The following is a 14,473-nucleotide window of genomic DNA, read 5'->3' on the forward strand; positions in this document are numbered from 1 at the left end:
ATCCTTTAACCTTAAGCCTATGTCCTGCGATTTCTTGTAGGATCCCGTGAACAAACACGAGACATAGGCCTGTTAAAAAGAGCCTTTCACCTGATTTTTGATGTTTGTTCTGTATAAAGATAAATGACTTTAAGTCTATAAATTTAGTATTGGAGTAACTTTTGGAAGCAAAAACCAATTACACCATGGTGGGCTTAGCTGTTATTATCTTAGCAAGTGCATTAGCTATTGCAGCTGTCTGGCTTTCAGTTGGCCTCGATAAAAAAAGATATAACATTTATGCGGTCTATATTCATGAAGCTGTAAATGGTTTAAGCTTAGATTCGCCTGTTAAATATAATGGTGTCCAAGTAGGTAATGTTTCTAAAATCGAACTAAGCAAACTAGACCCACAAGAAGTTAAATTATTATTAAATATTGTTGAAGGGACACCCATTACCACAAGCACTACAGCAACCTTAATTTCTCAAGGCATTACTGGAACAACCTATGTTGGTTTAGCAGCAAATTCTTCTGATTTAACACCTTTAGAAAAATTACCACAAGAGCCCTATCCTATTATTCCAACTAAACCTTCATTATTTAAGCAATTAGATAGCGTGATTAAAGATGTATCTGAAAATATCAATAGTGTTAGTGTCCGTATAAAAGAAATTTTAGATACTGAAAATGCGGCAAATCTAAAAAAATCATTAGCTAATATTGAGTCATTTACCGAGACACTTGCAAAGCAAAATCAACATATTTCTAGTAGTTTAAAAAACTCAGATATCTTTTTAAAAAATATGGCTGAAGCAAGTAAGCAACTACCAAGTGTCATCAAAGATTTAAAACAAAGCATGAATAAATTAACTGACGAAGTTAGTCAGGCAAGTGAGAGTGTAAGTAGCACTATGAAGTCTGGAAAAACGGCTATTGATAAAATTTCACAGCAAACGATACCGCCTGCGCTTGCATTGCTACGTCGTCTGAATGCTATTGCTGCAAACCTTGAAAAGGTCAGTAACCAACTAAAACAAAATCCAGCCGTTATTATTCGAGGTACAACTGGGCCAAAACCGGGCCCCGGAGAGTAAATGTGGAAAGAATAATAGTTTTAATTTTGAGTGCCTGCTGTTTTTTCCTAGCTGGCTGCTCACCTGTTAAACCAACAATAACTGACGAATATAAACTAGCTACCTTCAGCGAAAAAAAATTAGCTAATCACTATACAAATTTATCTATCTTAGTAGCTCAACCAGAAGCTGTATCTGGCTATGATACGCAAGATATGCGTTATGTAAGTAAGCCTTTTGAGCTTAGCACTTATGCCCATAACGCTTGGATTGGTACACCAGCGGACATGCTACTGCCTTTAATTCTACAAAGTCTTCAGCGCAGTGGTTATTTTTATGTAGTTACATCAGCACCAGTTACTGAAAATACCGATTACCGTCTAGATACGCAGCTTATTGAATTACAACAAAATTTTCTAGTCAAGCCGAGTCGCCTTGACTTAACAGTTAAAGTAGTATTAACTCATTTGCCCGATAATCGGATTGTTGCATCAGAAATAATTAATGAGCATGTGAGCTGTCTATCTGATACTCCTTACGGCGGTGTTGTTGCAGCAAATCAAGCGACTAAGCTTTTTACAGCACAATTGACTGATTTTGTTGTAAAACATACAAAAAATGATAGAAATAGATCATGACAAGGCATGGCGAAATTGTTAAAACAATTGTACAATGAGCCGCCATTTGGCACATCAATGCAGGCTTAAGAATAGCAAACTTATTTAGAAGTTTCTGCGGTAAGTCAGCAAGAATTATTATTCAGATTTTACATTTAATATTTACAATAAATTTGATAAAGGAGAAAAAGGATGAAAGCTAAATCGTTTTCAAAATTGGGGCTAGTGGCCGCAAGCATCGTCCTGCTGGCATCCTGCTCAAAAAATCCTAATGGTGCTGGGATGGCATATGATGACGGGGATATGGCTTCTCATGGTTTAGGACAATTTACTCGTTTTCCAGGTCAAGCGCCAGGTGAGTCCTATACAACGCAAGCCCCTCATAATCAACTTTATCTTTTCTCTTATGATGATAGTACTTTCAATCCAAAATATATGGCTTCTTTAAATGCCCAATCTGAATATTTAAAATCTCATCCACGTGCACACGTACTATTAGCAGGACACACGGATGAACGAGGTAGCCGTGAATATAATGTTGCATTAGGCGAGCGACGAGCAAATACTGTTGCGGAATTAATGCGTATGGCAGGCGTAAATCGTCAGCAACTCCGTATTGTAAGTTATGGAAAAGAACGGCCTGCAAATTTTGGTCACGACGCAGCATCCCACGCACAAAACCGTCGTGTAGAATTTATTTATGAGGCAACCCGATGATAAATGTGCCTAAGGGCTTTTTAATTATTTTAACTTTTCTTATACCTCTTTGGGTATCAGCCGAGGTACCTGTAGTAGATGATAGTGAGAATTTTGCAATTCTTGATGATGGACAGGCTGCTATTGAGCAGCCTGTTGCTAAGGCTCAGTTAAACTATAATGATGCTGAAGAAATTGCGCTAGCCCAGGATAATGATACAAGTAGTAGCACTAGTAACGTTGACTTACTTGATAAATTAAAAAATTTACAACAAGAATTACAAGAGTTGCGGGGTCAATTAGAGGTTCAAGCACATAATCTTAAATCTTTACAAGACCAGCAGTTAAGTTTTTATAAAGATATTAATACGCGGCTAAAATCAACTAACCCAGCTAATTCAGCAGTTACTCAAGCTTTAAATAACCTCAAACCTACCACTGAATTGTCTATTAACGAACCTAAGGCTGAAATAGAACAAGTAAAGAATGTAGGCAGTAAAAATCCTACTCTCAACGAAGGGCGAGTTAACACAAAATACTCTTCTAACAGAGTACTTCCGTCAACATCAAAAAATCCGGCAGATGAACAAATAAGTTATCTTGCTGCCTATGACTTAGTAAAGAACAAACAATTTGATGAAGCATTATCTGCTATGCAAAGTTTTGTAGCAAGATACCCACAAGGTGGCTATACAGCTAATGCGCATTATTGGCTTGGCGAGCTTTACATGGTTAAGAAAAATTATGCAAGTGCTATTAAGCATTTTGAAATTGTTTTAAATCAATTTCCAACCTCCAGTAAAACTGCCGCCTGCCTACTAAAAATTGGTTATGCTCTAGCAGCGTCTGGACAAGAAATAGAAGCACGTCAACGTTTATTAGAAGTTGTGAAAAACTATCCTGATACTCCCACTGCTGAGCTAGCTTCTGCAAAATTAAAATCTATTAGCGCTTTATGAATTTAAGAAGTACCAAATTACGTATTACAGAAATCTTTCATTCTCTTCAAGGCGAATCAAACACAGTTGGCTTACCCACTGTGTTTGTTCGTTTAACAGGCTGCCCTTTACGCTGTCAATATTGCGATACAGCTTACGCGTTTAGTGGCGGTCAGTTACTTGAGCTTGAGGATATTTTAACTAAAGTAGCTTCATTTCAGTGTACTCATGTTTGTGTTACAGGTGGCGAGCCACTTGCTCAACCAGATTGTTATCCTTTACTTAAGGCTTTGTGCGATAAAGGATTTTATGTTTCCCTAGAAACTAGTGGCGCACGCGATATAAGTCAGGTTGATGAACGCGTTATTATTGTTATGGATTTAAAAACTCCAGATTCAGGAGAGTGCAGTAAGAATCTATTAACTAATTTAATCCATTTAAAAAAAACTGATCAAATTAAATTTGTTTTATGTAGCCAAGCAGATTATGACTGGGCTTGCAATATGCTAAAGGAATATCAACTTGCACAAAAAGCACAAATTCTTTTTTCGCCAAGTTGGCAAGAATTAGACGCAACTATGCTCGCTGATTGGATAATTAGGGATAGGCTACCTGTGCGCTTTCAATTACAATTACATAAAATCCTTTGGAATGATGCTCCAGGACATTAGTCTAACTGTAATAAAGCAGGTAATAATAGCGTCAACTTAAGCCTTAATGAAGGACAGGCTAGGCCTATATAGCCGCCAGTTAAGAATCTCCCTTCTCCATTAGGAGAAAGGTGGCGCAAAGCGCTGTATGAGGGTAATTTAAATAAGATTTGCCTTTATTATCTACCTTCATCCGCCTGCAGCTTCTTTAAGTAATAAAGAAGGAAGAGCCTTAACCTAGTGGTTATAGGCTAAAGTCTAGCCTACATGAAAATTTTCTTAAGTTAACATCATTAATAAAGCAGATAGGATATTTGCAACGTGGTGAAAGGTTAGATTTAAATATAGTCTGGACTAAAGCTATGCATGAAGTGCACAATATAGCCTTTTATATGAATATTTGCAGCATGATTTTAGCTCAAAAATGTGCCAAATATAACCTTTCGGTGCATAGGATGTAAAAGATTACTAAACATGGGGAAAAGATATGCAGTGGTTTGCTCAAGCACCAGCTAATATTGCGCTAATTAAATATATGGGTAAAAAAGATGATGCCCTTAATATACCAGCTAATCCATCTCTATCTTATACTCTTAATAATCTACTAACTAGTGTTAGTTTAGAAACACAGCCAGGGCGAAAAGATTTTTGGGAGCCTTTATATATTCCTGGCGGGTTACCCTTCTCACTTTCACAAGCTGCTCAAGAGCGCTTTTTAAAACATCTAAACTTTTTAAAACAACATTTTGGCTATTCAGGCTCTTTTACCGTACGTTCTTCTAATAATTTCCCGCAAGGTAGTGGCCTAGCAAGCTCTGCATCTAGTTTTGCTGCCTTAACAATTTGTGCTATTCGCGCCCTATGTGAATGCCTAGAGCTACCTCTACCTCCCATACAAGAGCAAGCCCAACTAAGTCGTTTAGGATCAGGTTCATCTTGCCGCTCTTTTTTTGCACCCTGGGCGCTTTGGGATGACAAACAAGTAAGCTCTATTGAATTACCTTATAGTAAACTTTATCATCAAGTAATTATTATTAGCCATGAGGAAAAACAAGTTCTTTCAAGCCAAGCACACCAACTTATTAAGACAAGCCCACTTTACTCCGAACGTGCTAACCGCGCCACACAAAATTTAGACGAGCTACTAGTAGCTTTTAAAGCTCAAGCCTGGGAGAAAGCTTTTAACGTGTGTTGGCGAGAATTTCAAGATATGCATCAATTATTTATAACCTGCGATAAACCTTTTACTTATATAACTGATAATACAAAAATTGTGTTAAAAAATTTACAAGATTTATGGGAACGACAAGGCGATGGACCTATTGTCACTATGGATGCTGGACCAAATATTCATTTGCTGTATCGACCTGAGCAAACTGATATGGCGCTGCAATTTAAACGTGATTATTTAGTTGGTAATTATGATGTTTTGTGATTTTGTAACGACAACTCATGGCAAGTGGATACTTGCCGGTGAGCATGCTGTTTTACGCGGCCATGGCGCGTTGGTTTTTCCTATTAAAAGTAGAAAACTTACTTTAAGCTATCGTCCTGCGGATACGGAATTAAGTGCTGATTTTTCAGGTGAAAGTGGTAATGATATGCATTTATTATTCTGGAGTGTATTAGAGCATGGACAACATCTTTTAGGTCATTCACTCAATCAATTGACTGGCCATTTTCATATTGAATCCAATATTCCTATTGGTGTTGGTATGGGAGCTTCAGCAGCCCTTTGTGTTGCCATGGCAAGATGGTTTGCCGCGCAAAACCTAATCCCTACACATTCCATTTCTTTATTTGCTCAAGATCTTGAAAATTTATTTCATGGACAAAGTAGCGGTTTAGATATCATAGGTGTTGCAGCAACTACTGGACTTTATTTTCAACAAAGCCAAGCCTCTTTTATTACACAAACTTGGCAGCCAAAATGGTATCTATCTTCCTGTGGCCAAGTAGGTATTACCTCACACTGCATTAATCAAGTTAATATCCTTTGGGAAGCAAATGAGGATGAGGCTAGAGCTATTGATATCGCTATGCAGCAGGCGGTTAATAAGGCTAAAGCGTCTTTAGAATCACGCTCAACCAACTCTCTTTCCTTACTGAAAGAGGCTATTAATGAAAGCGCCCATTGCTTTAAATCTTGGGGCCTTGTAAGTGAAAATTTATCTCAGCATATGCACTTGCTATTAACACAAGGTGCACTAGCTACTAAGCCTACTGGATCTGGTGGCGGTGGTTATGTAATTAGTTTATGGGAAACAACGCCACCTAGTATGCCTTTTGAATTAATAGCTGTGTAATCAAGCAAGCTTTTACCGGGCATGGACATCCCTATTAAGCTCTTTCAAATCCGTAGAATTTTTGGCGCAGCACTAAAACAAGCTATACTAAGCACTTATCATTTCCTTACTAATTATTACTTAAATTAAGAATACCCTTTATGCACTGCATAAGTTAATGGCAGAAGCGATCGGAAATAGAATAACCGCCATCAATCGTCATAATTGCTCCGGTTATAAAATTAGATCCACTTGAAGACAGAAATACTGCCAAAGGCCCTATATCCTTGGGCTCACCCCATCTGCCCAGTGGTGTTTTTCTTCTAATATCTTCTCCTCTACTAGTTTCAGGAAGATCGCCATTAATGGCTGTTGCAAACCAACCTGGTAAAATAGCGTTGACCTGAATATTCCAAATACCTAGTTCAGCCGCAAGCGAGCGCGTTAGGCCCAAGATTGCTGTTTTAGTTGTTGCATACCCTATTGAGTTAGGATGTCCAAAAAGGGAATACATCGAGCCTACATTAATAATTTTTCCGTATTGATGAATCCTCATCAGTTGCACTGCATTCTGTGAACATAGAAAGATTGAGGTGAGATTATTACTAATATGATTATCCCACTGTTCACGTGTAAGGTTTAGAAGATGCTGATCTTCATAAACTCCAGCATTATTAATTAATATGTCAAGACGGCCAAACTGATTTGCTATCGCTTTAAAACCTTTTTTAATATTGCTTTCTGAATTTAAATCTATAGCCATAGGAAGTAGTTCATAGTCTTTTACCTGACTAAGTTTTTCTTGATCTCGCCCCCAGACAATGACTGTCGCACCAGCTTGTTGTAAAGCTAAAGCCATTGCTAAACCAAGGCCACCATTACCGCCTGTAACTAAGGCAACTTGATTATTTAAAATTTTTTCGCCGTGCATAATAAGAATGTACCTTTCTAATTGCAGTTAAACAATTCTCAAGATCGTTTTTTTCTAACGTTGGAGATAAAGGAATATCTAGATAAGAACTGATATGCTTAGAACTTTTAGCATAAAGCTCCATAATCTCAGGTTTCGATTTATTTTCAAATAAATAAGCCCAGTCCCAAAACCTACGAACATTAATTTTGTTAGGATCTCCTAACGCTTTGGTATCTATTCCTTCAGCAGCTAAGGCTTCGGCGAACCAGCAGCAATCCTCAACAGTTCCATCTAACTCTAACAGTAAATTATCGCCCATAGGAAATATTTCTGCGCTCCAAGTCTTCCTAGGCCTAAGATAAACTAAGTCAGTAACGCCTTCTATCATGTAAGAATAATTTTGTGCTAATACATTTAAACGGGTTTTTAGTTTTTTTAATTGTGATAAACCAATAGCGCCTCGAATTTCATCTAAACGGAAATTAAATACTGGCATGGATAAACAATTAATTGAGCAATCTTGATTAGGAAAGTGTTTCTCGTATAATCGTTCGTAAGCTCCTGATAAGATAATACACTTAAGATATAAATTTTTATCATTAGTTACAATAAAACCACCTTCACCCGTATTTAATGATTTATCCGATTGAGTACTAAAGGCGCCAGCTATTCCATAGGTACCTAAAAATTTATCTTTTAATTTATGCCCAAGGCAGGGTACCGCGTCTTCAATAATAGGAACATTATATTGGGCGGCAATTTCCATAATTTGAGGAAGTGGGGCTGGAAATCCACGCATATGAACGACAACTAAAGCATCAAGGACTGCAATTTTTTCTTTAAGGTGAGCTAAATCCATATTAAGATTTCTATCAACCTCAATAAGTATTGGCTTTAAGCCCGCTTGAATTATAGCGCTTGGGGTTGCTGTAAAGGAATAAGCTGGGCACCCAACCAAAGCATTAGCAGGCAACCCTAAAGCCATTAGTGGCAAGGATAGCGCAGCTGTACCTGAGCTGACTGCTAAAACATATTCAGACTTAAAAAAATCTTTTAGCTCACTTTCGAATTGACCTACCATAGTTTCATGTAGTTCACGATTATCATAACGAAATAACCGTTTACTTTTAATAACTTCTGCTATGCCATCAAGATCATCATCGTCAATAATAACATTACCTTTATCATAAGTAGGCCACGGTTTAGAACTAACAGGTTGACCACCATAAAGTGCTAATTGTTCTAGAAACAAATGTTTTGCCTTCATACAACTCATCTCCACTGCTAATTAGCTCCTTAGACTGTCTGCTTTAGCCTTATCTGTTTTAGCTTTATCTTTCTTATCAAGCCATAATCTAAAACGAGCCAATGATTTACTACCAAAAAATAATCTAATAGTTGAAAGCGTAATAAAAGCTTTTAAAAACTGTAATTTAGATCCCTTTCTAAGCCAAAAATTACATTCTTCTCCCTTTGTAGCTACGTATAATCGATCAAAGAAAATTACTGTGGGAAATGCAAGACAGAAGTAATTATTAATATTTTTCCCATGTGTACCAAAAATCATAGGGCCTGAACGTAAAGTGAGGATGTCGAAACATAAAACTAAAAAAAAATAAATTATCCACGTACCTTGACGAGATTTTTTTTCAATCCATAAGCAGGTGATTTCATGGGGCGGCTTAGCATTAAAATTATAAAGTTCATTAATTTCTTTTAATTTAATGGGAGATAAAGGAAGAAATGTTCGATAATTAGGACCTGAGCAAATACAATATCCTGCTATCATATTTTCAGCTGAATCTAGAAAAAATATCCGTACTTTAGTATTTTTAAAATAATCTAAATCAACATTATTTTTTGCTAAAGAGGCATATTTATCTCTAAAAATTTTAAGCAGCAAATTATTTTTAACAATCATGGACTTAATCATGAAGCGATTTTATTAGAGTAAATATGATCTCATTATAGTTCAATTTATGTGCAATTTTTGTTAACTATGTAACTTATTTTAACTAAAAAATTTTATTTTCAGAAATTGTAAGGTCTATGAAATAGGCATTAAGAAAGTCTATTAAGTTGTATCTATTAAACTTTTGCCTATAAATATTATAGAAAGATTTAATGAAACTTAGCTTAAAAATTACACTAATATTTATTAAATTTTTGTGCTGGGTAAAAACAAAAATAGTTGAAAAACTCTCTTTCTTTCTACATATGGAAGCCAGCGATTTGACTGGCACACTGGATCCTGCGAACAAGTCGCAGGACGTAGGTAGCAGAATGTAGCAGGTCACAGGATGTAGGCCGTGCTTAAAAAATGTTTTTGGCTTTTATTTTATACAAAGATTCCCACCTAACCTACGTCCTGTGGCTTGTTCACAGGATCCAGTGATTTAACTAGCGCACTGGATCCTGCGAACGAGTCGCAGGACGTAGGTAGCAAGTCGGAGGATATAGGTAACAAGGCACAGAGCGAGTCGCAAGATATAGATAGCAAGTCAGAAAATGTAGGTAGCAAGTCGGGAATGTAGGTAACAAGGCACAGGATGTAGGTCGTGGTTAAAAATGTTTTTCACTTTGTATTTTATGCAAAGACTCTCAGCCCACGTCCTGTGGCTTGTCCACAGGATCCAGTGATTTAACTGGCACACTGGATCCTGCGAACGAGTCGCAGGACGTAGGTAGGGAGTCGCAGGATGTTAGATAGCGAGTCGCAAGATGTAAGTAGCAAGTCGGAGGATGTAGGTAGCAAGGCACAGGATGTAGGTCGTGATTAAAAAATGTTTTTCACTTTGTATTTTATGCAAAGACTCTCACTCAGCCTACGTCCTGTGGCTTGTCCACAGGATCCAGTGATTTAAAACTGGCGCACTGGATCCTGCGAACGAGTCGCAGGACGTGATAGCGAGTCGCAGGACGTAGATAACAAGTCGCGGTAAAGCGGAGGTGAAAAGGATAGTTTTCATTTTTGCCCGATATAAAGTTATTAAGTAAAGTACTTTGATTACTTAAAATTACTCTACAAATTGGTAAAAAATTTCATCATTTTTTACCATACCCAACTCATAACGCGCTTGCTCTTCTAAAGCTTGATCACCACTTTTTAATTCTAAAATATCTGCTTCTAGGGCATGATTACGAGCAATTAAGCGTTCATTCTCCTTTTTTTGCTGAGTAATCTGATTTTCTAAATTATACCAGTGCAAAATACTACCATCGCCTAACCATAACTTATACTGTAAGCCTAAAAAAGCTAAAATTAAAATAATTACGATTGGGCGCATGATGAGTCACCTTAAATGCAATTGTAATTGATTATAAATCCTTATAATCGTTCCAACGATTATAAGGTTAATCTTAATTTAGGAAAATATAGCTTTTCCCGGATAAGTAAGCGTAGAAACTAGCTCTTGGATTCTTAAAAGTTGATTATATTTCGCAACTCTATCTGTCCTACATAATGAGCCTGTTTTAATTTGACCGCAACCTGTCGCAACAGCAAGATCGGCAATAAAGGTATCTTCTGTTTCTCCAGAGCGATGTGAAATTACACATCGATAATTATTTTTTTGGGCCAATTGAATAGTTTGCCTTGTTTCAGTTAGCGTGCCAATTTGATTTGGTTTAATTAAAATAGCATTAGCAACTTGCTGATTTATACCTTCTTGTAAAATTTTTGCGTTAGTTACGAACAAATCATCGCCAACTAATTGTACTCTTTTACCTAATTCAGTAGTTAGTAGACGCCAGCCATCCCAATCACTCTCACTTAGGCCGTCTTCAATACTAACAATAGGGTAGCTAGAAATTAAATCTTGATAATAAGCCACCATGCCAGTACTATCTAATCTTTTATTATCTGAAGAAAGATAGTAATAATTATCGCGATATAATTCAGAAGCAGCAACATCTAGAGCAAATAAAATGTCTTCACCCAGTTTAAAACCTGCCTGCTCTACAGCACGTGCTAATATATCTAAAGCCTGTCGATTTGACTTTAAATTAGGTGCAAAACCGCCCTCATCACCTACCGCAGTATTTAAGCTATATTGTTTTAAAACAGATTTTAAAACATGAAATATTTCCGTACCCATTCGCAAAGCCGTAGAAAAATCATGAGCACTAGCTGGGATTAACATGAATTCTTGAATATCTACATTATTATCTGCATGCGCTCCACCATTTAATACATTCATCATAGGTACAGGCATTCTCATTGTTTCGCCCTGATGCAAGGCTTGGTAAAGTGGCTGTTGAGTTACGCAAGAATAAGCGCGCGCTACAGCTAAAGAAACAGCTAAAATAGCATTAGCCCCTAAGCGAGATTTATTTTCAGTACCATCTAACTCACACAATTTAGCATCGATTTCTTCTTGGTGTTTAACTATATACCCTTTTAAAGCTTGGTTAATTTCAGTATTAATATGGTTAACCGCTTTAGAGACCCCTTTACCGTCATATCGATCAGGGTTGCCATCTCGCAATTCACATGCTTCTCTTGTTCCTGTTGATGCGCCAGACGGTACACTTGCTCTTCCTATTAATCCACTTGCTAATAATACGTCTGCTTCAACAGTAGGATTACCACGAGAGTCTAAAATTTCACGTGCTCTAACATTTACAATTTGCATGTTTTAACCTTTCATTATGAAATTTAACAGTTTATCTTTAAACCAATACCTAAGAAGTATGCTAAGCAAAGCCTGGCAAACTACTAGCAGGCTACAAAAATTTTAAAAATAATTAGCCTAAATTAGTAGATAACAGGCCATATTGTTTGGTTCTAAACTAGGATTGTCAAGCGGTTAATAATAGACTTCTTTAGAAATTGCTAGTATCAAGATAAAGTCAATTGCAAAAAGGAGTGAAAAAACACAGAGTACATACTATATATAATCATTTTGAAATACTTTTTTAGCTGAGTTTAGCGGTTAATAGCACTTTTTTCAGCGAAATCTTATTTAAGTAGCTTGATAACATAAACCTTCTTAAAACAGTAGCATTACCCACCTTGACTAGCTATAATCATCCAAACGCGACTTAGGTTAAACCACTATGGGAAGCATCTTTAATATGTTTGGGCCTTCACCTATTAGGCCAATTGAACAACATATGCGTAAAGTGCATCAGTGTGCTAAACAGCTTTATCCTTTTTTTACAGCCGTGCTTAATAATGATTGGCAAACTGCTGATATCATCAAACAAAAGATTATTGACCTTGAGAAAGAAGCTGACGGTATTAAAAGAGATTTACGATTACACCTACCTACAGGCCTTTTTCTTCCTGTGTCTCGAACTGATCTTCTTGAATTATTAAGCGCGCAAGATCGCATTGCTAATAAAGCAGAAGACATTGCCGGCTTAATTATTAGTCGCCAAATGCAAATTCCTGCAGCAATTTCTACCGCCTTTATGACTTTTCTTAACAAGTGCTTAGATGCTTCTAAGCAAGCTTGTAAAGCAATTAATGAGCTTGATGAATTACTAGAAAGTGGTTTTCGAGGTAGCGAGGTTAATATTGTTGAAGAAATGATCATGATGCTAGATGAAATTGAACATGATAGTGATAAAAAATTATGGGATATTAGACATTCAATCTTTGAACTTGAAAGTGAAATGTCAGTCATTGAGGTTATTTTTCTTTATAAATTGGTCCAATGGATTGGTGATCTTGCAGATCATGCTCAAACGGTAGGAGCGCGTCTTCAAATTCTTATTGCCCGGTAGTTAATTCCATGGATTCTTCATTAATTTTACTTTTAATTGCTATAGCACTTTGTTTTCTCATGACCTGGGGCGTAGGTGCAAATGATTTAGCTAATGTAATGAGTACCACTATGGGCTCAAAAGCAGTGACTGTTCGTCAGGCTATGATCATTGCCATTATTTTCGAGTTTGCTGGTGCTTTCTTTGGCGGCAGTGGTGTTACAGAAACCATGCGCGATGGCATTATTAATACCAGCCAACTATTAGACCAGCCTTTAGTACTTATTGAAGGGATGCTTGGCGTTTTATTAGCTTGTACTATCTGGATGAACTTAGCAAGCTACTTAGGCGTACCGGTATCTATTACCAATGCCTTAGTTGGCTCTATGGTCGGGTTTGGAGCAGCTGTCTTAGGCAGTAATGCTATTCATTGGGAGCAAGTTTATCGGATTGCTATTAGCTGGGTAACCTCGCCTTTCATAGCAGGTATTACAGCCTATGCTTTATTTACCAGTATTCAACAAGTTATTTTTATTAAACCTGATCCGCTAGAAAAAGCTAAAATGTATATTCCTATTTACCTTTTTTTAGTTGGCTCTATTTTATCATTTATTACAGTCTTTAAAGGCTTAAACCACTTTAGTATACACCTTAATTTCAAACAAGATTTAGCTGTTACTTTAGCAACAAGTATTACATTAACTATCATAGGTATGATTATTATTAAACGTATTCCTGAAGTAGCAAAAATTAGACGGCGTGAGCGTTTTATTCAAGTTGAAAAATACTTTGCTGTACTTATGGCACTTACTGCCTGCGCTATGGTTTTTGCACATGGCTCTAATGATGTAGCCTTAGCGGTTGGTCCTTTAACTATTATTTATAGTTTAGTGACCACACCTTATCAATCTATAGGTTTAGATAATTATCCAGCATGGATCATTTTTTTAGGTTGTTTAGGTGTTGTGTCAGGCTTATTAATGTATGGCCGTAAAGTGATTGAAACAGTAGGAAGCTCAATTACAGCGCTTACCCCAAGTCGCGCCTTTGCAGCTACCTTAGCTGCTGCAACCACTGTTGTAGTTGCAACTAGCTTAGGTATTCCGGTATCGGCTACTCAAACGCTAGTTGGCGCTGTTTTAGGTGTAGGATTAGCTCGCGGTATTGGCGCACTTAATTTAATTGTTATCCGCAATATTTTTATGTCTTGGATTTTAACTTTACCCATGGCATCACTATTGACTATTCTATCTTATAAGCTACTGCATGCTTTAATTGGCTAAACCAGCTTATGTTGTTGCTTTGCGTTAGATATAAATTGCATAGGAGATATCTAAAATAGATTTCTCTCCGCACAAAATGATAGAACTTTACCTTGTCACCTTTAGGTGACAGCTTATAAATTAAAAACCTCGCCAAATTTCATCTTCAGATAAATCAACATTGGCATCATCTCTTAATTTTGCAATACGCTTATGCTTTTTAATTTCTACTTGCTGAGAAAATGATTTCTGATGCTCTTCATCAAATTGATAAAAGAATTTATCATAAGGGCTTACATAGGCTTTATCGATATCTGAACTCATAGGTTATCCTAAATAAGAAGTCTA

Annotated in this window: 15 protein-coding genes; 9 read left to right on the top strand and 6 right to left on the bottom strand. The window is 36.8% G+C overall.

Going from position 1 to position 14,473, the window contains the following annotated elements; translation table 11 throughout:
• Positions 1-161 precede the first annotated feature (161 nt).
• From ACNVED_RS12155 to ACNVED_RS12185, 7 genes are all read left to right on the top strand, one after another.
• Positions 162-1,076, top strand: coding sequence for an MlaD family protein (locus tag ACNVED_RS12155; RefSeq protein WP_419419278.1), 915 nt, complete (start codon positions 162-164; stop codon positions 1,074-1,076).
• 2 nt (positions 1,077-1,078) lie between these two features.
• Positions 1,079-1,693 carry an ABC-type transport auxiliary lipoprotein family protein gene (locus ACNVED_RS12160; RefSeq protein WP_419419279.1) on the top strand — a complete coding sequence of 205 codons (615 nt, stop codon included), beginning with the start codon at positions 1,079-1,081 and terminating at the stop codon, positions 1,691-1,693.
• A 171-nt stretch (positions 1,694-1,864) separates the two neighbouring features.
• Positions 1,865-2,389 carry a peptidoglycan-associated lipoprotein Pal gene (gene pal / locus ACNVED_RS12165; RefSeq protein WP_419419280.1) on the top strand — a complete coding sequence of 175 codons (525 nt, stop codon included), beginning with the start codon at positions 1,865-1,867 and terminating at the stop codon, positions 2,387-2,389.
• Positions 2,386-3,327, top strand: coding sequence for a tol-pal system protein YbgF (gene ybgF / locus ACNVED_RS12170; protein WP_419419281.1), 942 nt, complete (start codon positions 2,386-2,388; stop codon positions 3,325-3,327). The genes pal and ybgF overlap by 4 nt, the downstream gene beginning before the upstream one ends.
• Positions 3,324-3,977 (top strand): 7-carboxy-7-deazaguanine synthase QueE, encoded by a 654-nt coding sequence (gene queE, locus ACNVED_RS12175; protein ID WP_419419282.1) that lies wholly within the window; start codon positions 3,324-3,326, stop codon positions 3,975-3,977. Before ybgF ends, queE begins: the two co-directional genes overlap by 4 nt.
• Before the next feature lie 466 nt (positions 3,978-4,443).
• Positions 4,444-5,391: a diphosphomevalonate/mevalonate 3,5-bisphosphate decarboxylase family protein gene (locus tag ACNVED_RS12180; RefSeq protein ID WP_419419283.1), complete on the top strand. Its 948-nt coding sequence runs from the start codon at positions 4,444-4,446 to the stop codon at positions 5,389-5,391.
• Positions 5,381-6,262: a mevalonate kinase gene (locus tag ACNVED_RS12185; protein ID WP_419421184.1), complete on the top strand. Its 882-nt coding sequence runs from the start codon at positions 5,381-5,383 to the stop codon at positions 6,260-6,262. Before ACNVED_RS12180 ends, ACNVED_RS12185 begins: the two co-directional genes overlap by 11 nt.
• Positions 6,263-6,416: 154 nt before the next feature.
• Here ACNVED_RS12185 and ACNVED_RS12190 read toward each other — a convergent pair whose 3' ends face one another.
• The 5 genes from ACNVED_RS12190 to eno all read right to left on the bottom strand — a co-directional run bounded on the left by ACNVED_RS12190 (position 6,417) and on the right by eno (position 11,788).
• On the bottom strand, positions 6,417-7,172 hold the full coding sequence (locus tag ACNVED_RS12190) for an SDR family NAD(P)-dependent oxidoreductase (protein ID WP_419419284.1): 756 nt from the start codon (positions 7,170-7,172) through the stop codon (positions 6,417-6,419).
• The gene (locus ACNVED_RS12195; RefSeq protein WP_419419285.1) at positions 7,147-8,421 is read right to left on the bottom strand and encodes a DegT/DnrJ/EryC1/StrS family aminotransferase; all 1,275 of its coding nucleotides are present in this window, start codon (positions 8,419-8,421) and stop codon (positions 7,147-7,149) included. The genes ACNVED_RS12190 and ACNVED_RS12195 overlap by 26 nt, the downstream gene beginning before the upstream one ends.
• A gap of 21 nt (positions 8,422-8,442) precedes the next feature.
• Positions 8,443-9,075 (bottom strand): hypothetical protein, encoded by a 633-nt coding sequence (locus ACNVED_RS12200; RefSeq protein ID WP_419419286.1) that lies wholly within the window; start codon positions 9,073-9,075, stop codon positions 8,443-8,445.
• Positions 9,076-10,171: 1,096 nt separating this feature from the next.
• Positions 10,172-10,441 carry a cell division protein FtsB gene (gene ftsB / locus ACNVED_RS12205; RefSeq protein WP_419419287.1) on the bottom strand — a complete coding sequence of 90 codons (270 nt, stop codon included), beginning with the start codon at positions 10,439-10,441 and terminating at the stop codon, positions 10,172-10,174.
• A gap of 78 nt (positions 10,442-10,519) precedes the next feature.
• Complete coding sequence (eno, locus tag ACNVED_RS12210) at positions 10,520-11,788, bottom strand: phosphopyruvate hydratase (RefSeq protein ID WP_419419288.1); 1,269 nt, start codon at positions 11,786-11,788, stop codon at positions 10,520-10,522.
• Between the two features lie 424 nt (positions 11,789-12,212).
• Between eno and ACNVED_RS12215 the strand changes: the two genes are divergently transcribed.
• Positions 12,213-12,884 carry a TIGR00153 family protein gene (locus tag ACNVED_RS12215; protein ID WP_419419289.1) on the top strand — a complete coding sequence of 224 codons (672 nt, stop codon included), beginning with the start codon at positions 12,213-12,215 and terminating at the stop codon, positions 12,882-12,884.
• 8 nt (positions 12,885-12,892) lie between these two features.
• The gene (locus ACNVED_RS12220; protein WP_419419290.1) at positions 12,893-14,146 is read left to right on the top strand and encodes an inorganic phosphate transporter; all 1,254 of its coding nucleotides are present in this window, start codon (positions 12,893-12,895) and stop codon (positions 14,144-14,146) included.
• Positions 14,147-14,266: 120 nt separating this feature from the next.
• Here ACNVED_RS12220 and ACNVED_RS12225 read toward each other — a convergent pair whose 3' ends face one another.
• Positions 14,267-14,449, bottom strand: coding sequence for a CBU_0585 family protein (locus ACNVED_RS12225; RefSeq protein WP_419419291.1), 183 nt, complete (start codon positions 14,447-14,449; stop codon positions 14,267-14,269).
• Between the last annotated feature and the right edge of the window lie 24 nt (positions 14,450-14,473).

It is taken from the genome of Legionella sp. D16C41, from assembly GCF_048541585.1.
Taxonomy (GTDB): domain Bacteria; phylum Pseudomonadota; class Gammaproteobacteria; order Legionellales; family Legionellaceae; genus Legionella_C.

Bases quoted from the DNA above. Each gene is read 5' to 3' on its own strand.
- pal (WP_419419280.1), top strand. From the start codon at position 1,865: ATGAAAGCTAAATCGTTTTCAAAATTGGGGCTAGTGGCCGCAAGCATC.
- ybgF (WP_419419281.1), top strand. From the start codon at position 2,386: ATGATAAATGTGCCTAAGGGCTTTTTAATTATTTTAACTTTTCTTATA.
- queE (WP_419419282.1), top strand. From the start codon at position 3,324: ATGAATTTAAGAAGTACCAAATTACGTATTACAGAAATCTTTCATTCT.
- ACNVED_RS12180 (WP_419419283.1), top strand. From the start codon at position 4,444: ATGCAGTGGTTTGCTCAAGCACCAGCTAATATTGCGCTAATTAAATAT.
- ACNVED_RS12185 (WP_419421184.1), top strand. From the start codon at position 5,381: ATGTTTTGTGATTTTGTAACGACAACTCATGGCAAGTGGATACTTGCC.
- ACNVED_RS12190 (WP_419419284.1), bottom strand. From the start codon at position 7,172: ATGCACGGCGAAAAAATTTTAAATAATCAAGTTGCCTTAGTTACAGGC.
- ACNVED_RS12195 (WP_419419285.1), bottom strand. From the start codon at position 8,421: ATGAAGGCAAAACATTTGTTTCTAGAACAATTAGCACTTTATGGTGGT.
- ACNVED_RS12200 (WP_419419286.1), bottom strand. From the start codon at position 9,075: ATGATTGTTAAAAATAATTTGCTGCTTAAAATTTTTAGAGATAAATAT.
- ftsB (WP_419419287.1), bottom strand. From the start codon at position 10,441: ATGCGCCCAATCGTAATTATTTTAATTTTAGCTTTTTTAGGCTTACAG.
- eno (WP_419419288.1), bottom strand. From the start codon at position 11,788: ATGCAAATTGTAAATGTTAGAGCACGTGAAATTTTAGACTCTCGTGGT.
- ACNVED_RS12215 (WP_419419289.1), top strand. From the start codon at position 12,213: ATGGGAAGCATCTTTAATATGTTTGGGCCTTCACCTATTAGGCCAATT.
- ACNVED_RS12220 (WP_419419290.1), top strand. From the start codon at position 12,893: ATGGATTCTTCATTAATTTTACTTTTAATTGCTATAGCACTTTGTTTT.
- ACNVED_RS12225 (WP_419419291.1), bottom strand. From the start codon at position 14,449: ATGAGTTCAGATATCGATAAAGCCTATGTAAGCCCTTATGATAAATTC.